Origin of the sequence: Pseudomonas sp. 14A (genome assembly GCF_018132745.1) — a bacterium.
GTDB classification, from domain to species: Bacteria; Pseudomonadota; Gammaproteobacteria; order Pseudomonadales; family Pseudomonadaceae; genus Aquipseudomonas; species Aquipseudomonas mercuritolerans.
This window is the reverse complement of sequence record NZ_JAGRQJ010000001.1, coordinates 395,017-412,304: the sequence shown is the minus strand read 5'-3', so window position 1 is coordinate 412,304 and position 17,288 is coordinate 395,017. Positions and strand designations below refer to the sequence as shown.

General features: G+C 61.2%; 15 protein-coding genes. All 15 read right to left on the bottom strand.

Annotated elements, in window-relative coordinates:
- Positions 1-20 precede the first annotated feature (20 nt).
- A complete protein-coding gene (locus tag PS14A_RS01680; protein ID WP_212615147.1) occupies positions 21-977 on the bottom strand; it encodes a glycosyltransferase in 957 nt (318 codons plus the stop codon).
- Positions 978-1,058: 81 nt separating this feature from the next.
- Positions 1,059-2,459 carry a PIG-L family deacetylase gene (locus PS14A_RS01675; RefSeq protein WP_212615146.1) on the bottom strand — a complete coding sequence of 467 codons (1,401 nt, stop codon included), beginning with the start codon at positions 2,457-2,459 and terminating at the stop codon, positions 1,059-1,061.
- 8 nt (positions 2,460-2,467) lie between these two features.
- A complete protein-coding gene (locus PS14A_RS01670; RefSeq protein ID WP_137215171.1) occupies positions 2,468-3,364 on the bottom strand; it encodes an antimicrobial resistance protein Mig-14 in 897 nt (298 codons plus the stop codon).
- On the bottom strand, positions 3,364-4,494 hold the full coding sequence (locus PS14A_RS01665) for a glycosyltransferase (RefSeq protein WP_212615145.1): 1,131 nt from the start codon (positions 4,492-4,494) through the stop codon (positions 3,364-3,366). The genes PS14A_RS01670 and PS14A_RS01665 overlap by 1 nt, the downstream gene beginning before the upstream one ends.
- The gene (locus PS14A_RS01660; RefSeq protein ID WP_130912190.1) at positions 4,478-6,235 is read right to left on the bottom strand and encodes a carbamoyltransferase; all 1,758 of its coding nucleotides are present in this window, start codon (positions 6,233-6,235) and stop codon (positions 4,478-4,480) included. Before PS14A_RS01660 ends, PS14A_RS01665 begins: the two co-directional genes overlap by 17 nt.
- 172 nt (positions 6,236-6,407) lie before the next feature.
- Positions 6,408-6,737 carry a YceK/YidQ family lipoprotein gene (locus PS14A_RS01655; protein ID WP_212615186.1) on the bottom strand — a complete coding sequence of 110 codons (330 nt, stop codon included), beginning with the start codon at positions 6,735-6,737 and terminating at the stop codon, positions 6,408-6,410.
- Between the two features lie 180 nt (positions 6,738-6,917).
- Positions 6,918-8,369: a lipopolysaccharide kinase InaA family protein gene (locus PS14A_RS01650; protein WP_212615144.1), complete on the bottom strand. Its 1,452-nt coding sequence runs from the start codon at positions 8,367-8,369 to the stop codon at positions 6,918-6,920.
- The gene (locus PS14A_RS01645; protein ID WP_130912168.1) at positions 8,369-9,121 is read right to left on the bottom strand and encodes a lipopolysaccharide kinase InaA family protein; all 753 of its coding nucleotides are present in this window, start codon (positions 9,119-9,121) and stop codon (positions 8,369-8,371) included. The genes PS14A_RS01650 and PS14A_RS01645 overlap by 1 nt, the downstream gene beginning before the upstream one ends.
- Complete coding sequence (locus PS14A_RS01640) at positions 9,118-9,852, bottom strand: lipopolysaccharide kinase InaA family protein (RefSeq protein ID WP_122881208.1); 735 nt, start codon at positions 9,850-9,852, stop codon at positions 9,118-9,120. The genes PS14A_RS01645 and PS14A_RS01640 overlap by 4 nt, the downstream gene beginning before the upstream one ends.
- Entirely contained in the window at positions 9,852-10,658 is an 807-nt protein-coding gene (gene rfaP / locus PS14A_RS01635; RefSeq protein ID WP_137215166.1) for a lipopolysaccharide core heptose(I) kinase RfaP, read from the bottom strand. Before rfaP ends, PS14A_RS01640 begins: the two co-directional genes overlap by 1 nt.
- On the bottom strand, positions 10,658-11,779 hold the full coding sequence (locus PS14A_RS01630) for a glycosyltransferase family 4 protein (protein ID WP_212615143.1): 1,122 nt from the start codon (positions 11,777-11,779) through the stop codon (positions 10,658-10,660). The genes rfaP and PS14A_RS01630 overlap by 1 nt, the downstream gene beginning before the upstream one ends.
- Entirely contained in the window at positions 11,779-12,840 is a 1,062-nt protein-coding gene (gene rfaC, locus PS14A_RS01625) for a lipopolysaccharide heptosyltransferase RfaC (RefSeq protein WP_212615142.1), read from the bottom strand. Before rfaC ends, PS14A_RS01630 begins: the two co-directional genes overlap by 1 nt.
- A 1-nt stretch (position 12,841) precedes the next feature.
- Complete coding sequence (gene waaF, locus PS14A_RS01620) at positions 12,842-13,876, bottom strand: lipopolysaccharide heptosyltransferase II (RefSeq protein ID WP_130912164.1); 1,035 nt, start codon at positions 13,874-13,876, stop codon at positions 12,842-12,844.
- 330 nt (positions 13,877-14,206) lie between these two features.
- Complete coding sequence (glnE, locus tag PS14A_RS01615; RefSeq protein ID WP_212615141.1) at positions 14,207-17,146, bottom strand: bifunctional [glutamate--ammonia ligase]-adenylyl-L-tyrosine phosphorylase/[glutamate--ammonia-ligase] adenylyltransferase; 2,940 nt, start codon at positions 17,144-17,146, stop codon at positions 14,207-14,209.
- The gene (locus PS14A_RS26715; RefSeq protein ID WP_256584330.1) at positions 17,143-17,268 is read right to left on the bottom strand and encodes a hypothetical protein; all 126 of its coding nucleotides are present in this window, start codon (positions 17,266-17,268) and stop codon (positions 17,143-17,145) included. The genes glnE and PS14A_RS26715 overlap by 4 nt, the downstream gene beginning before the upstream one ends.
- Positions 17,269-17,288: the final 20 nt, after the last annotated feature.

The following is a 17,288-nucleotide window of genomic DNA, read 5'->3' as shown; positions in this document are numbered from 1 at the left end:
CACTGGCTATATGACACTTGTCAAATGCCCAGTTTCAGGCGGATTTTTTCCAGCACACTCAGCGGCGCCCGCTCACGCAGCGGTGGCTCAAGCTCTTCAACGATGCGCTGACCGATCCGCGCAAAACTGAACTGACGTACCGCCAGCTCACGACCGTTGTCAGCGATGCGCTGCGCCAGTTGCGGATCTTCGCGCAGCCTGGCCAGTTTTTCCTGCAACTGCGTGATCGTCTGATAGAACACCACGTTGTGCATGTCCTGCAAACCCAGCGCCGCGCCTTCGGCGGCGCCTTGATCATAGGCCAGCAGGACGCAGCCGCAAGCCATGGCTTCGAAGTTCTTGATCATGAACTCGCCCATGCCCACGTCCGCGCTGACAAAAAAGCGGATACGGTTGAGCGTTTCCAGATATTCAGCCCCTGACTTGGTCCGCGTTACCAGCAGCGGCTCGACCTGACCCAATTCATCCAGCAGTGCCTTGCGACCGCTGTAGGCCACACTGTTGGTACTGCCGACGAAGGCAAGTTCGATATCCCGCTCGCGCCCCAGGTCTTGCAATTGCGTCTGATCGTAGCCCTTGGGCACGAACACGGCGTCGAAGCCCTCCGAGCGCAGACGCTCGGCAACCACGAAACCGGAACTGATCACGCGTGCCCACGGCAAGCGGCGGTAGTGCGCGCTGAACTTGCCAGTGTATTTGCAGGGGATGTAATTCTGATAGGCGTCGTGCTCCAGAATCACCAGATTGGGGATGGTGCGAATAAACCCGACTTGACGGATCTCCTGCTTGAAGCGCAAGAAAAACACGATGCGGTCATAGCGCGAAACATCGATTTCGCGGCGGAAATATCGACGCAGATTGCGCTGCTCGTCACCACTCAACCAGCGCAAATCGCAATCGCAATGGGCTGCAACACCCTCGTACAAACGATCGAGTATGGCCCGTTGATCTTTCTGCACCAGAAATAGAACTTTCATTGTCTTCCTTGCCGCAACAGCAACCCGAGCAAACCTGAACATGCCCGCCCGCAAGAAGGTCTTGCGCGGGCGCCTGTGTCGTTACAAACGCCAGAACAGTTCATGTCGCCGAACCGCCTTGCGGAAAAATTCGTTCTCGCCATAAGGCGAACCGGAGCGCCCTGCCAGCAATCGCTGCAAGCCACGACGCAAGCGGCGCTTGAACGGCGCGGGCGGCTGCAGGTCATGCATCATCCCCAGGGCCATGGCCTTGTCACGCTGCTGCGCCACCGACAACGCCAGGCATACAGGCTGCACCGGCACGCCAGCATCAAAGGCCGGCGGCAGCGCCACGCCATCACCACTGTTACCCATCGGCCACCGATCGTTATCGTGCAGGTGGTTGGCATAACCGAGCAGCGTCGGCTGCCAGTCCAGACCTTTCAACACTTCAAGCACAGCCTGCTGCGCGCAGATGTGGTCAGGATGCGGGTCGAGCGCCGGGTGCGGCAGCACGATGACCTCTGGACGCGCGCGCAGCATGGTTTCGCGCAGATCGGCCAGCAGATTGTTCCAGGTCGGCGCGCCGTCGGCGTCACCCGGGAGCACAAATGGATTGAATTGACGGAACAGGCGGGTATCGCTCAAATCCGCTTCGCGCGAGCCCACCGGTTGCTCCGGCTTGTCACGCATCGCGGCCAGTTGCAGGCAGAAATACCCGAACTGCACGCAACGCTCTTGGGCGACACCGGCCCACTGCGGAACCGTGAGACTGTCCCAGGCGCGCAAACGTCCCTTGAGCCGCGCGGCGTCGACCTTGCTCATGCCCATCTGTTGGTAATGTTCGGCCTCGATTTCGCCAGCGGTCAGGGTGACGATCCAGGCCTCTTCGGCCTGACTGTACAAACCGAACGCCGCCAGCTCCGCATCATCCGCGTGAGGGGCAATGACCATGACCCGCTGGTGACGATACTCGGCGTGCTCCAGCGCCCACAGCACCGGCTCTCCCGATACGCGACAGAAGCGTCCGCGCAGGCGCAACACGCCTTCGGACAACGCTTGCGCCTGCCCGCTGAGGTTCAGGTAGCGCAGGCCACGGACACCGCGCTCAAAGGTTTGCACGTCAGGATTGGCGCCGCCCGACAACTCGACCCGAGGATCGAAGAAGCGTCCCAGCCAGGTGCCTTTGACCCGCACCGCCAGGATCAGCGTCGCGTCGTCGGCCAGCATCACACCTTCATCCAGACGCAACTGCTCGCCGTGCAGATGAACCTTCGGTTGCGGGGTATAGGGCGGGAAGCTGTACTGATAATCGTCGCTCGGGGCATAGAACAGATGATCGGCAAACCACGCCTCATGAGCGATCCAGCCGCCAATCAGCAACACCGGGGCCAGCCACCAGGCAACCAGTACGCTCAGTGCGATGATGGCGGCCAGCGCGACCAACACAGCCACGCGCTTGTTGCGTCGATGGCGCTTGAGCAATTGCTGTTTGCGGCTCATGGTCTGGCTCATACGGTGAACACTGGCACAGGGTTGCACCAGCGGTCCTTGTATTCACGATCAGCGCGACCGAATGAAAAACGCAGCGGCTTGCCGAGTGCCCGTGCATGTTCCCAGGCGCTTTGCGTATTGAGAAAGCTCAGCACGCTGCCGGGGCTGAACTCACGGGTCTCGGGATCAACGCCGCCATTCACATATTCGACACTGATCCATTCCGGCGCCTCGACGCGGTAGACCAGTTGAATCGCAATCGGCGCATCGTTGAGGAAAATGACCGAGCCGATCAACAGCTCGCGCAGCAACTCGATGACCTCGGCCATGCGCGCCGCGCCGGTGGCCGGAAAACCCCAGCGGCGCTGGAACAGATCGCAATACATCGCGGCCAGCTCGACGCTGGAGAACTCGCTGACCGCTCGCACCACACCGCCCGCTTCTTCCAGCAGGCGCAATTCGCGACGCTGGTTGTAGCGGAACTTTTTCGACAATTCTTCCGGGGTGCGGGCCATGGCAAGCTGTTCTGCCTGCAACTTCAGGCCACTGAAACGGCCTTCGTTGAGTGCCGACAGATAGCGCGCCCGATGACGCAGCGGTGCCTGGGCATCAACGGCGCCCGGCAGGATCAGCTCGGCATTGCCGAGGTCGAACAGGCCTTTCTTGCCATGGCGCTTGAGCGCGTCCTTGGACAGCGCCAGATCGCGACCCCAGGTAGCGATGGAGGCTTTGATGTCGCCTTGCTGCTGCCAGGCCAGATAACGCACCGGGATCCCGGCCAGGTCCGCCAAGCGCTCGATGACCAGCGGATGCGTTGCGACACTGCCGCCATAACGCTGCCAGGCAGTGGCATAGGTCGAGGCGTCAACGGGCGACCAGCCACGTTCGCGCCAGCCTTGAAATCGGTTGAGCATCAGCCCCTCGTTGCCAGATCGGTAACTGGCGGCAGGCGCCAGAAGGTCTCGCGCACCGCACGGTCGGAGAAACGCTCATGCAGTCGCTCGAGCATCATCTGCGCACATTGACGACGCTGCGGCTCATCCATCGCGGCCAAGTGTTGCAGCCCTTGAGCCAGATGTTCGGCATCGCCCAGCGGAAACAGAATGCCCACACCCTCCACCACCTCCTTCGCCCCGCCGCAGGCGGTGGCCAGCAACGGCACGCCAGCGGCCATGGCCTCCAGCAACACCATGCCGAACGGTTCGTGATCGGAGCTCAGGGCAAACACATCGAAGGCGCGAAAGTAGTTGCGAGCTTCAGGCACCTGACCGAGAAACAGCACTCGGTCGGCAATCCCCAGCACACGGGCCAGCGCCTTGAGATCCGGTTCCAGGCGACCGCTGCCGAGAATGACCAACTGACTGTTGGCCGGCAGGCCTGGCAGCGCTTGGGCAAACCCGCGCAGCAATGTGGCCTGATCCTTGTCCGGGTGCAGGCGGCCGACGTTGCCGACAATCCAGGCATCCGGCGACAGCCCGAGGATCTGACGCGCTTCTTCAGCCGGGATTTGACGGGCTTGCAGTGCAGGCACATCGATGCGGTTGTACAGCGTCTGGATTCGGCTCGTCGGCCACTTCGGCAGGCAGTGACGCATGTCGTCACGCACCGCATCCGACACCCCGAGCAGGCTCAGGCGCTTGCGGAAAATATGCGCGAACAACTTGCGCGTGCCGCGCTGGTAATCGCCGAATGCGTGGTGCACGCCAATGACCGGCAGCGAGGTGCCGAGCAAGGCGATGTAGATCGGTTTGAAGCGATGGGCGATGCAAAGACTGAAATTGCGTGAGGCGACGATCTTGCGCAAATCGCCGATAGCCCCCAGTTTCAAGCCACGGATGGCCTTGGAGCTGTACTCCATGAACAACACTTCATCGGAAGCACACGCTGCGGCCACCTCGCTATCGGCCGCCCCGGTCAGAAACACCGTGGTCACCCGATAGCCGGTGCCGGCAAACAGGCTGGCGTACTGCCGTGCGCAGTCCAGGAACGGCCCGTCATAGCCGTGACAGAACTGCAGCACATGGCGTTCAGCCGAACGAGTCATAAGCGTTCGCGCCCTCTTTCACCACCAGGATGTCTTCCATGATCAGGTACTGCAGATCCGAGCCGAAAAACATGTTCAGCGCGTCGGTCGGCGAGCAGATCATCGGCTCGCCACGGCGGTTGAGCGAAGTGTTCAGCGACACGCCGTTACCGGTGAGGTTTTCCAGCGCCTTCATCATGTCGTAGTAGCGCGGATTGTACTCACGCTTGAGCACTTGGGCCCGGGAAGTACCGTCTTCATGGACGACTTCCGGCACGCGGGTTTTCCATTCTTCGGCGACTTCGAAGGTGAAGGTCATGAACGGCGCCGGGTGATCGATCTTGATCATCTGCGGCGCGACGGTGTCGAGCATCGACGGGCAGAAAGGCCTCCAGCGCTCGCGGAACTTGATCTGGTGGTTGATGCGGTCGGCGACACCGGCCACGCTCGGGCACCCGATGATCGAACGACCACCCAACGCGCGCGGACCGAATTCCATACGGCCTTGGAACCAGGCGACCGGGTTGCCATCGACCATGATCTGGGCGATCTGCTCCGGCATGTTGTCGAGCTTGCGCCAGGTCGGCTTGTTCTCGTGGCGGGCACACGCAGCAATCACGTCTTCGTTGCTATAGGACGGGCCGAGGTAGACGTGTTCCATCTTCTCGACCGGTACGCCACGGGCATGCGACACGTAAGCGGCAGCGCCGACTGCGGTGCCGGCATCGCCGGACGCAGGCTGCACGAACAGCTCTTTGATGTCGTCGCGCGCGATGATTTTCTGGTTGAGCTTGACGTTCAACGCACAGCCACCAGCGAAAGCCAGCTTGCCGGTTTCCTTGAGGACGTCGCCCAGATAGTGGTCGATCATCTGCAAAGCCAGCTTCTCGAACAGCGCTTGCATACTCGCGGCGTAGTGAATGTATGGTTCATCAGCGATGTCGCCTTCGCGCTTCGGACCCAGCCACTCGATCAGCTTCGGCGAGAAGTAGAAGCCTTTGCCCTTTTCTTTATAACGACGCAGGCCGATGACGTTGGCGTAGTCGGTATTGATCACCAGCTCGCCATTTTCGAACGAGGCCAGACGGGAGAAATCGTACTTGCTGGCATCGCCGTACGGCGCCATGCCCATGACCTTGAACTCGCCGTCGAGCATCTCGAAACCGAGGAACTCGGTGATCGCACCGTACAGACCGCCGAGGGAGTCCGGATCGAAGAATTCCTTGATCTTGTGGATCTTGCCGTTTTCGCCATAACCGAAGAACGTCGTGGCGTATTCGCCTTTACCGTCGATGCCGAGGATCGCGGTTTTCTCTTTGAAACCGGAGCAGTGATAAGCGCTGGAGGCGTGAGCCAGGTGATGCTCGACCGGCTCGATCTTGATTTTCTTCGGATCGAAGCCCAGTTGCTCGAGGCACCAGACGATCTTGTTGCGATAGCGCTTGTAGCGACGGTTGCCCATCAGGATCGCATCGAGAGCACGATCCGGGGCGTACCAGTAGCGCTTGGCGTAGTGCCAGCGGGCCTTGCCGAACAGGCTGATCGGAGCGAATGGAATCGCTACCACGTCAACGTCGGACGGCTTGATGCCGGCTTGCTCGAGGCAGAATTTCGCCGATTCGTAGGGCATGCGGTTCTTTGCATGTTTATCGCGTACGAAGCGCTCTTCCTCAGCCGCCGCGACCAGCTTGCCGTCGATGTACAACGCTGCGGAAGGATCATGGCTAAGGGCGCCGGACAGGCCAAGAATCGTCAATGCCACAGGGGTCTAGCCTCTTTAGTCTGCATGCAGGCGCGATGCGCCTTGAAAATTGATGTGCCCTCGCACAGGGCGAGTGGCAGCTAAAGGGCGGGATTATAGCGTAAACATGACGGGAATTACCTTGTGCGAATTGCCACCTGCACGATTGGTCCGAATCAACAGGTTCAACGACTCAATAGCCGTCTCTGCGCCAGTAAATACTCAGATTTGAATCGGTAATCTGCCGATATACCGTGTAAGGCAGCGAAAGCGTATCGAACACGGCGGACAGCGGAAGATCGAACAAAACAAACGGCGCCAGCATTCCCGTAGGATCAGGCGGCGCATTCAGAGTGCAAAAATCGAAGGCCAGACCACTGTAGATGCGCGGAATCGATTGGCAGTAGGTCTTCTTTTTGCGCAGGTCACGGGCAGCATCGGCGTCGCCCTGTAAAACGGTCGAGACACTGCCACAGCCTGAGAGAACTGCAGATATTACGCCCAGCGTCAGAAATTTCTTCATGTCCAAGATTTGCCCTCCGAGATCGTCAGGCAAATTAGCATCGAGCCCGAGCAGGGCACAGTTCATGGCTTCTGGAGAAGTTGTAGGACAGATCGCTGTATTTTGTCCGTTACTGCCCACAGACTCCGTTTCGCAGTGGACCAGGCCCATTGCAAGAACGAGCCTGCTCGTGAGAAGAACTCACCCTGCGCTGGAGACTTCCTTCGGCAACCGCTGATCAATGACTTGGTACAACGCGCTGCTTTCAGGCCAGTTACGCATGAACCGCGCGCGATCGCGGGCGTAGGCCGAGGCAAAACTGCCGACCGATGAGTGCTGACACATCGAGTCGAGGTCGATCAGCGCCCAGCTATCCGCCTGCCAGAACAGGTTATGCCCCTTGAAATCGCCATGACTGATGCGTTCGGCGATCAATCGGGCAAACAGTTGATCAAGCGCCAGCAACTCGGCTTCCGGTGCCTGGCCATTTTCCACGTACGGCGCAAAGCGCTCGATGATGTCCGGCCCGGGCAGGAATTCGGTGACCAGATAGGCACTGCGGCGCAGCCACAAAAAGCGTTTTTCCAGTACCGCCAGCGGTTTCGGCGTGGCGATGCCCAGGAACGCCAGGCGATTGCCTTCACGCCACGAATGCCAGGCCCGGCTCGGGCGCCAGAAGCGTTTGAGCCAATGGGCGAAATTCTTGATGTTGTAGCGCTTGATAACCAGAGCCCGCCCGGCTATCTCGACTTTGCCAACGCTGGCCGCGCCGCCGGTCTTGTACAGGTGCCCCTGATCAAGCAAGGCGTCAGCCTGCTCAAGCACCGGCAGCATGGCCGCTTCTTCTTCACGGCGAACCGCGCGCAGGGCAAATGCGCCGCGCTGCACCGCAAACAATGTGCAGTCTCGGCCGACCTTGTTCAGATAATCCCTGAGTCGCCAGTTGCGCACCTTGTCGATCTGTTTTTGCAACGCCTCCAGCGGCAACGCATGTTCGCTGTTGCTCAGCAGGTAATACACCAGCAGCTCTTCGGTGAACGGCTCGAGTGATTTCGGTAGCTGGGCGAAAAACACGCCGAGGTTTTCCAGCACTTTCTGCCGGGACAAGGGCTGCCCCGCCGTTTCCGCACGAACGCCGGCGCCATCGATCAGATACAGCTGACCGCCGTGGCGCAGCAGATTGTCCAGGTGCAGATCCTCCTGCCAGAGTCCTTTGCCATGCATCCGTCCGATAGCATCCAGTGCTTCGGCCAGTACGGCGGTCTGCTCGTCGGCCAGCGCCGGCAGCGACTCGACCTCGGCCCAGGCATCACCGAGACTTTCGGCGCCCTCGAGAAATTCGAACAGCAGCCAGCCACCCTCGCCGTCCTTCAGTCCGTCGGCCAACAGCAGCGGCGTGGTCAGGTTTTGCGCAGCGAGCAGGCGCACACCGTCCAGCTCCCGCTGGAAATGCCGGGCGGCCTTGCTGCCGACCAATAACTTTGCCAGCACCGGCCGACCGCGCCAGACACCTGCGCCAACGTAACGCTGCCCGGGCAACACCCGCAGCAGACTGAGCAACTGCAGATCCGCCGCACCGGCGGCGTCCGCCAGGGTTACGGTCAGTGGCAGTGAAGGTGCGCGCCCGGAGCGGGCCAGCTCGGACAATTGCATCAACGAGTCTCCTTGTGGCTGCGCCGCGCGGTCAGTCGGCTCAGCCAGCTGTCGAGCAGCGAGCTGTCAGTCGGCTGATCGAGATAAGCCGCGAGCAATTGGCGCAAGTCGGCCTCGCTCCACTGCGGCGCGCGACGTTGCAACGGTTCCAGATCCTTGACCCGATCACGCATGCCGAACAGCAGCGGCCGGGTTTTCTCCAGATCGATCAGTTGCGCCTCATAGCCGTCGCCGGTGGCGCGCAGGAAAATATGCTTGGGATAGAAACAGCCATGCACCTGACGCGCGCCGTGCAGCCGCCGCGCCAGCAGACCGCAAGCCCTGAGGATGGCCGAATGTTGCGCGGCACTGAGCTGTGCCCAGCGCGCCAGCAACGAATCCAGGTCGCTCCAGCCATCGAGTGCGCGGGTGAGCAGAATGGCGCGCACTTCCCCGGCGACCTTGCGCTCACCGAAAAACGCCGCCTGCAACGCCGGAATGCCCAACTTGCGGTAACGGCTGATGTTGCGAAATTCGCGGGCAAAGCTCGGTTCGCCAAACGGCGCCTGCAAGGTCCGCGTCAGGTAATTGCTCTGTCGCTTGAGGTAATAGCCCTGGCCTTCAAGATCCAGGCGGAACACGCTGCTCCAGCCGCCACCGGCGGTGTTGGGCTCATCCACAGCTTCAAGCTGTTTAGCCCACAGTGCGTCGAAGTTGCCGAGACCGTGGCGCTCCAGCAGTGCGCGGTCCTGTTCGGCAAGAAAATCAGTCATTCGCGCCCCTCAAAAAATCTCACCACGTGGCGAATCCGTTTCTTGTCGGCGACATCGAGCCGATCACACTGGCGATACTGCTTGTAGAAGCGCAGGCGCTGGGTGTTGGACAGGTGATATTTAGCCAGCTTGTCGAGACAGGCGAGGTCCTTGGTGATCCGGTACTTGAGCCAGAAGCCGCGCCAGAATTCGCCGTTGGGGCAGTCGATGAGGAAGATGCGCGCCTGATCGTCGATCAACAGGTTGCGCCATTTCAAATCGTTATGCGTAAACCGATGGTCGTGCATGGTCCGGGTGTAACCGGCCAATTGCTGGCTGACACCGTCGACCCAGGCGCGATCCTTGAGCCTGGGATCCTTGCGCTCGGCCAGTGCCGAAAGGTCTTCGGTATTGGGCAGCTCACGGGTGATCATCGCACCCCGATCGTAGGCCGCGCCCCGCCGCTCCAGCCCCCAGGCCACCACCTCGGCAGTCGGGATGCCCCACTTGGCGAAGCGCTTGAGGTTCTGCCATTCCATTTTTACCCGCGGCTTGCCGAGGTAACGGCGCAGGCCCTTACCGGCGCCAACGTAGCGTTTGACGTAGTAATTGACGCCGTCGCGCTGCACGCGAACGACCTCCGACAGCGGGTCGCGGGTCAGGCGCTCGCCCTGCAACGCAAACACCGCTTCGAGACTGCCGAAATCTTCGGCGAGGTCGCTGTACTGCGGTTCAAGTGTCCAGCCCGCCATCAGAGCGCATCCCCGTAACGCTGTTTACGCGCGTAGAGCTTGTCGGCCTTGCCTTGCAGCCAGCTCAGCAACGACGCCTCTTCTGCCAGAATCTGCCGCAGCGGTTGCTGGAAGTAGCCCTTGAGGAAACGCAGCTTGTCGCGGCGGGTCAGGCCGATGTCCAACGCGGAGAAGTACAGCGCTGCCAGATCCTTGTTGCGCCAGCGCTGAGTGATTTTCGCGCGGGTCTGGGCACGGTGCAGATCGATCACCGAGAGTTTGAAATCCTGCGGAGTGACCGGTTTGTCGGTGTGCAGCAGGAAATGGCAGATATAGCAGTCGCGGTGATTGACCCCGGCGCGATGCATCATCCCGGTCATCCGCGCGACTTCGGCAATCAATGCGCGCTTGAGTGTTGGCTCCGGCGGCTGTTTGACCCAATCGATGCTGAAGTCTTCAAGGCTGATGGTCGGCGCCAGTTCTTCGGTGACGATGAACGAATGCTGATCCGCCGGGTTGCTGCCCTTCTCGCCGTAGGCGACGGCGGTCATGGTCGGCACGCCGACTTCCTGCAGACGCTGGATGGCCTTCCACTCTTGCCCGGCGCCGAGCACGGGCAGCTTGGCGGTCAGCAGGTTCTTGAAGATTTCGCCCCAACCGATGCCACGGTGAATCTTGACGAAAAAGCCATGGCCGTCGACTTCCGTGCGCAATGTCCGGCGCGCTTCCAGCTCGCGGTATACCTCGCCCTGCAAGCCCTCGACTGCGGCGAACGGGTCGCGTCCGGCCCAAAGGCTTTTGAACGGTTCAGCCAGCATCAACTTCATTAAGCGTGCTCCGCCAGAATCACATCCGCCGCGTGCTGCGGCATGCTGTAGAGGTCGGCCGTCTCGGCGAAGGCCAGACCGTTGCGGCTCCAGGCCGCGCGTGCAGCGTCATCGCTCAACATCTCGGTCAGGTATCGGGTCAGTTGCGCCTGCTCAAACGGCTCGTCCAGCACGCGCCCGGCATCGGCCTCGGCAATGTAATGGGCGTAACCGCAGACCGCACTGACCAGCACCGGCAACCCGGCCACCAGCGCTTCAAGCAGCACGGTGCCGGTGTTTTCGTTGTAGGCCGGGTGAATCAACAGGTCAGCGCCGAGCAGGAAACGCGGGATATCGCTGCGTCCTTTGAGGAAGGTCACATTGTCGCCCAGGCCCAGCGTCGCACTCTGCATCTGGAACAATTTGGGGTCATCCTGGCCGATTACAAACAGGCGGGTGCGTTTGCGCAATTCGGCGGGCAGTGCGGCCAGTGCCTTGAGGCTGCGATCGACGCCCTTGGTCTTGAAGCCGGAACCGATCTGCACCAGCAGCAGCTCGTCGTCCTTGAGATCGAATTCGGCGCGAAAACCGGCGCGAATCTCATCGGCATTCGCCGGCCGCCGACGATCCTGGGCAATGCCCGGTGGCAGCAGGTGAAAGCGCTCGAGCGGCGTGTCGTAATGCTTGATGAACAGCGGTTGCTGCACTTCGGAAATCATCAGCACTTCGGTCTTCGCGTCCTTGGCGAACACCGCGCGCTCGTACTCGGCGAAGTGGCGATAGCGACCCCAGCGGCGATACAGCGAGTTGCGCAGGTTCTGCGCCTTGTCTTCGAAGCAGCCATCGGCGGCGTAATAGACGTCAAGGCCCGGCATTTTGTTGAAGCCGATCAAGCGATCGACCGGACGCTTGGCCAGATCCGCTGCCATCCACGCGCTGAGTTTTTCGTTGCGGCGGTGATTGAAGAACGCCTTGACCGGCGCCACCAGCACCTCGAAACCCGGGGGCACGTCGCCTTCCCAGATCAACGTGTAGACGCGAATCTGATGGCCGCGCTTCTGGCATTCGAGGGCGATGCGCATGAAATCGCGCTGCAAGCCGCCGAACGGGAAATATTTGTACAGGACGAATGCCAATTGCATCAGCGCAGCTCCTCAGCCATTAACAACGTGCTCAGTCGGCTGGCGACACGCTCGGGGTTCACACGCGTGAAGCACAAAGGCTGCTCGCGTTTCAGGTCAAACTGACGGGCATCCTGCTCGGTCGGTTGATAGGTACATTTTTTCTGCATGCAGGGCGCGCACGGGAAGTCGCTGGCCAGATGAATCTGCAGCTTGCCGTAAGCGCCAGTGAGGCCCGGGTTGGTCGGGCCGAACAACGAAATCGTCGGTACATCCAGCGCAGCGGCCAGATGGCCGAGCCCGGTGTCCACTGCCACGCAGGCTTGCGCGCCGGCGAGGACTTTGCCGACGCCGGCCAGATTGAGCTTCGGCAGCACTTCGGCGTGTTTGAAGCCGGCAGCGATGCGCTCGGCGCGGGCCTTTTCCTGCGGGTTGCCCCACGGCAGCTTCACGCCAACGCCGAGGTAGCCGACCCGCTCGGTCAGCTCGCGCCAGTAGATTTCCGGCCAGTGCTTGGTGTCCCAAGTGGTGCCGTGGAGGAACACCACGTAAGCGTTCTTGCGTGGCAACTCGACCAGTCGCTCGACGTTGAGGCCGTAATCGCCAAGGCCTTTGGGCAGGTCGTAACCCAGGGCGATGGCGAACAACTGACGCACACGTTCGACGGCGTGCTGACCACGGGCGACGGCCAATTTGCGATCGTAGAAACGCGAAGCCATAGGCTCACGGGCCGAACCTTTGTCGAGACCGGCCACCGGGGCTTTGACGTAACGGGTCAGCCAGGCACTTTTCAGCAGGCCTTGGGCGTCGATCACCAGATCGTATTTATTGGCGCGCACGCTTTGCTTGAAGCGTTTCCACTCGCCGCTGGTGATGGTTTGCCACAGATTCTTGCGCCAGCGGCGGATCGCCACCGGTATCACTTTATCGACCGCCGGGTGCCAGCTCGGAATCTCGGCGAAACCCTCTTCCACCACCCAGTCGAACTTGATGCCCGGGATCGCCCGCGCGGCGTCGGTCAGCGCCGGTAACGCGTGAATCACGTCGCCCAGCGATGAAGTCTTGATCAGCAATACCCGCAAGTTAATGAACCTCGACCACGGAGCCCTGCAACTTCTGCAAGGCATCGTTGACCGCGTCCGGCATCAGCTGGCGCAGGCAGTTGTAATGGCCGAACCGGCAAGTTCGATCGAAGCACGGGCTGCATTCGATGCCCAGGCGCACGATCTCGACCTGCTCGGCCAGCGGCGGGGTGAAGCCCGGCGAGGTCGAGCCGTACACCGCGACCAGCGGACGATTCAATGCCGCTGCGACGTGCATCAGGCCGGAATCGTTGGATACAACCGAATCAGCACAGGACAGCAGGTCGATGGCCTCGGCCAGCGAGGTACCACCACTGAGGTTGACCGATTCTTCACGCAGGCCCGGGATCAATCGGGCGCGGATGTCTTCGCCGACCGCGTGATCGTTTTTCGAGCCGAACAGCCATACCTGCCAGCCTTCGCGGATGCGCGCTTCGGCGACCTTGGCGTAGTGCTCGGACGGCCAGCGCTTGGATTCGCCAAACTCGGCGCCGGGGCACAGGGCCAGGACCGGGCGATCGAGGCTCAGACCGAATTTGGCCAGTGCCGCTTCGCGGGTGACCGGGTCGATTTGCAGACTCGGGCGCGGGTACGGCTTCGGCAGCTCGGCGTTCGCTTCATAGGCCAGCGCCATGAAACGCTCGATCATCAGCGGGTAGCGTTCTTTGTCGAGGGTACGCACGTCATTGAGCAGGCCATAGCGAAACTCGCCGCGCCAACCGGTGCGTTTCGGGATGCCGGCGAAAAACGGCACCAGTGCCGATTTCAGCGAATTGGGCAGCAGGATCGCCTGATCGTACTGACCGCGCAGGGACTTGCCGATGCGCCGACGCGTCGACAGTTCCAGCGCGCCGTGGCCGAGCGGGAAGCTCAAGGCCTTGCGCACTTCGGGCATGCGTTCGAGGATCGGCCGGCTCCATTCAGGCGCCAGCACGTCGATTGCGCATTGCGGGTGGCGCTGTTTGAGACACTGAAACAGTGTCTGCGCCATCACCATGTCACCGACCCAACTGGGCCCAACGATCAGAATATTCATGTGGTTTCCAAAAACGAACCGGGGAGGCATTTACGCCTCCCCGCCTCGATAATTCTACAAACACTGTAGATCTACTGTGGGAGCGGGCTTGCCCGCGATGGGGTCTTCACATTCAACACTATTGTCGTCTGATACTCCGCTATCGCTGGCAAGCCAGCTCCCACAGGGTTTTGCATCTGTTTCAACATCTGCATTTCAGCGCAGATCACTGTGGGAGCGAGCTTGCTCGCGAAGGGGCCAGTACATTCAAAACAAATGCCGACTGACACTCCGCCTTCGCGAGCAGGCTCGCTCCCACCGTTTGAATCTCATTGCGTTCATTGGCGCGTTTCAGCTTAGCCCCATCTCTTTCCATATCCGCAAAACCTGCCGACGTTCGTCGGCAAACTGGTCGCCCGGTATCACCCCGGCGTCTTTCTGCAAGGCCTGCCGGTGGGCGGCGGAGCGGTAGGCCTTGTAGGCCTCGCGCAACAGACTGGCATCTTCGGCGGGCATCAGCCCTTCGTGCTCCAGCTCTTCCAGAATGCGGATGTTATCGGTCCAGCGCAGCAGCGGTGGATGGCTGTGCGACCACGCCAGGGCCGCGTATTGCACCATAAATTCAATATCGACGATACCTCCGGCGTCCTGCTTGAGGTCGAACGGCACGCCCCCGTCGAACGCATTCGCCGCCGTGCCGGCTGCGGTGCTGCGGGTGCCGAGGTTGTCGCGCATTTTCGCGCGCATCTCGCTGACTTCCTGTTGCAGCTTGGCCAGATCCCTAGGTTTGCCCAATACCTGGGCGCGGACTTTCTCGAAGGCCTGGCCGACATCCTGACTGCCCACCAGCACCCGCGCGCGCACCAAAGCCTGATGCTCCCACGTCCAGGCTTCGTTTTCCTGATAGCGGGCGAACGCGCCGAGGGAACTCACCAGCAGCCCGGAAGCACCGGACGGCCGCAGACGCATATCCACTTCATACAGCTGGCCGGAGTTGGTCTGCGCCGTGAGCAAATGAATGATCCGCTGCCCCAAACGCGTAAAGAACTGCGCGCCATCAATGGATTTCGGCCCGTCGGTTTCCGCCTGCGGATCGCCGTCGTGGATGAACACCAGATCCAGATCCGAACCATGCCCCAATTCCAGGCCGCCGACTTTGCCATAACCGACAATGATGAAGCCGGGATCGCACAGCGTGCCGTCGGTGCGCAGCGGCGTGCCGTACTTGGCCACAGTCTGCCGCCAGGCCAGCGCCAGCACTTGTTCGAGAATCGCTTCGGCCAGCCAGGTCAGGTAATCGCTGACTTTCATCAGCGGCAGGCTGCCTGCAATTTCCGAGGCGGCGACGCGCAAGCGGTGCGCCAGCTTGAAATGGCGCAGGGCTTCCATTTGCTGCTCGAGGTCGTCTTCGGGAATTCGCGTCAGGCGTTCGCGCAACTCGGCCGCCAGTTCCGGCGCCAGCGGCGGCTTGAACAGCCGACCTTCGTTGAGCAATTCGTCGAGCAGCAGCGGGAAGCGCGTGATCTGCTCGGCAATCCACGGGCTCGCCGCACACAGGGTCAGCAGGCGGCGTAGCGCACCGGGGTTTTCCGTGAGCAACACCAGATACGCCGAACGCCGCGCCACCGCTTCCACCAGTGGCAGCACGCGCTCGAGCACCAGATCGGGATTGTCATGCTCCACCGCTTGCGCAAGCAGTCGCGGAATGAACGCATCCAGACGTTCGCGTCCCAGCCGCTGCATCGCGCGCAGTTGCGGACTGCCGCGCAAACCGGCCAGCGCTTTCAGGGCTTTGCCGGCATCGACGAAACCGCCTTCCTGCAACTGTCGGCAAGCGGCCTCTTCGTCCTGTTCTTCCTCCCACAGCGGCAGCCACTCACCACCGACTACCACTTCGCTTTCGCTGCCCGCTTCTTCGTCGGGATCAGCGATCACCTGGGCGAAATGCCAGGCCACGCGCCCGCGCCAGTACATCAGCTGTTCGTGGAACGCCGACCAATCGGCGAAGCCCAGCATGAAGGCGATCCGCGCTTGATCCTGGGCGCTGTCCGGCAGCATCTGCGTCTGGCGGTCGGCAATCGCTTGAATGGCATGTTCGGTGTAACGCAGAAACTCGTAACCCTCGCGCAATTCGCTGACCACCGCCGGCGGCAGATAGCCCTGCCCTTCCAGCGTGCTCAGCACCTTTAATAAAGGACGCTGTTGCAGGCTCAGGTCGCGGCCACCGTGGATCAGCTGAAAGGCCTGAGCGATGAATTCGACTTCGCGGATGCCGCCGGAGCCGAGCTTGATGTTGTCGGCCATGCCCTTGCGCCGGACTTCCTGCTGGATCAACTGCTTCATGGTGCGCAGCGCTTCGATCGCCGAGAAGTCCAGATAGCGCCGATAAACGAACGGCCGCAGCATATCGAGCAACTGCGCGCCGGCGACCTGATCGCCAGCCACCACCCGCGCCTTGATCATCGCGTAGCGTTCCCAGTCACGGCCCTGATCCTGGTAATACTGCTCCAGCGCGTTGAAGCTGAGCACCAGCGCACCGGACGATCCGTATGGACGCAGGCGCATGTCGACGCGGAAGACGAAGCCGTCGACGGTCATCGGATCGAGCGCCTTGATCAGACGCTGGCCGAGGCGGATGAAGAATTCCTGATTATCCAGCGAGCGTTTCACGCCGACGGTTTCGCCGCCTTCGGGGTAGGCGAAGATCAGGTCGATGTCGGAAGACAGATTCAGCTCGACCGCGCCGAGCTTGCCCATGCCGAGAATGACCATCTGCTGCGGCTCACCGCTGCGCCGCCCGGTCGGTGTGCCGAATTGCTCGCAATGACGGCTGTACAGCCATTGATAAGCCTGATCGATGGTGGCATCGGCCATGTCCGAAAGGTCACGGCAGGTCTGCACCAGATCGGCCTGACGAGTCAGGTCGCGCCAGATGATCCGCACCTGATGGCGTGCGCGCTGGCGACGCAAGGCGCGGCCGAGTTCGTCTTCGCTCTGCGCGCTGTTCACAGCGGCGGCAATCTGTGCGCACAGCTCGCCGGGCGCAAACGCTCGATCAAGTTCGCCGGACGCCACCAGTGACAGCAACATCAAAGGGTCACGAATGCTCTGTTCAATAACAAACTCGCTCGCGGCGGTAACGCGGGCGAACTGCGCCCAGCGTTCAGGCGACCAATTCGACAAGCCATGATCGTCCTCAAGGGCGGCGACGGACGTACGGAACGACTGCTCGGATCGGCTGACCAACGGCAGGAGAATGGCGGGCAGATCGGCAAGCACGGGCAGGGTCATGGTCTATCCTTGATCGGCGTAATAAGGGCCGCTTGTAGTGAATGATGAAAACCCGCTACGTGAAGGACTGTCGAACAAAAGTTAGAAATAGCTGAAATTTCTTCTTCTTTGGCATCCAGCATCAAACTTTCACCTTATTCGG

Bases quoted from the DNA above. Each gene is read 5' to 3' on its own strand.
- PS14A_RS01670 (WP_137215171.1), bottom strand. From the start codon at position 3,364: ATGCTCAACCGATTTCAAGGCTGGCGCGAACGTGGCTGGTCGCCCGTT.
- PS14A_RS01640 (WP_122881208.1), bottom strand. From the start codon at position 9,852: ATGGCGGGCTGGACACTTGAACCGCAGTACAGCGACCTCGCCGAAGAT.
- PS14A_RS26715 (WP_256584330.1), bottom strand. From the start codon at position 17,268: ATGCTGGATGCCAAAGAAGAAGAAATTTCAGCTATTTCTAACTTTTGT.
- rfaP (WP_137215166.1), bottom strand. From the start codon at position 10,658: ATGAAGTTGATGCTGGCTGAACCGTTCAAAAGCCTTTGGGCCGGACGC.
- PS14A_RS01645 (WP_130912168.1), bottom strand. From the start codon at position 9,121: ATGACTGATTTTCTTGCCGAACAGGACCGCGCACTGCTGGAGCGCCAC.
- PS14A_RS01675 (WP_212615146.1), bottom strand. From the start codon at position 2,459: ATGAGCCGCAAACAGCAATTGCTCAAGCGCCATCGACGCAACAAGCGC.
- glnE (WP_212615141.1), bottom strand. From the start codon at position 17,146: ATGACCCTGCCCGTGCTTGCCGATCTGCCCGCCATTCTCCTGCCGTTG.
- waaF (WP_130912164.1), bottom strand. From the start codon at position 13,876: ATGAATATTCTGATCGTTGGGCCCAGTTGGGTCGGTGACATGGTGATG.
- PS14A_RS01680 (WP_212615147.1), bottom strand. From the start codon at position 977: ATGAAAGTTCTATTTCTGGTGCAGAAAGATCAACGGGCCATACTCGAT.
- PS14A_RS01630 (WP_212615143.1), bottom strand. From the start codon at position 11,779: ATGCAATTGGCATTCGTCCTGTACAAATATTTCCCGTTCGGCGGCTTG.
- PS14A_RS01650 (WP_212615144.1), bottom strand. From the start codon at position 8,369: ATGCAATTGTCCGAGCTGGCCCGCTCCGGGCGCGCACCTTCACTGCCA.
- PS14A_RS01655 (WP_212615186.1), bottom strand. From the start codon at position 6,737: ATGAAGAAATTTCTGACGCTGGGCGTAATATCTGCAGTTCTCTCAGGC.
- PS14A_RS01665 (WP_212615145.1), bottom strand. From the start codon at position 4,494: ATGACTCGTTCGGCTGAACGCCATGTGCTGCAGTTCTGTCACGGCTAT.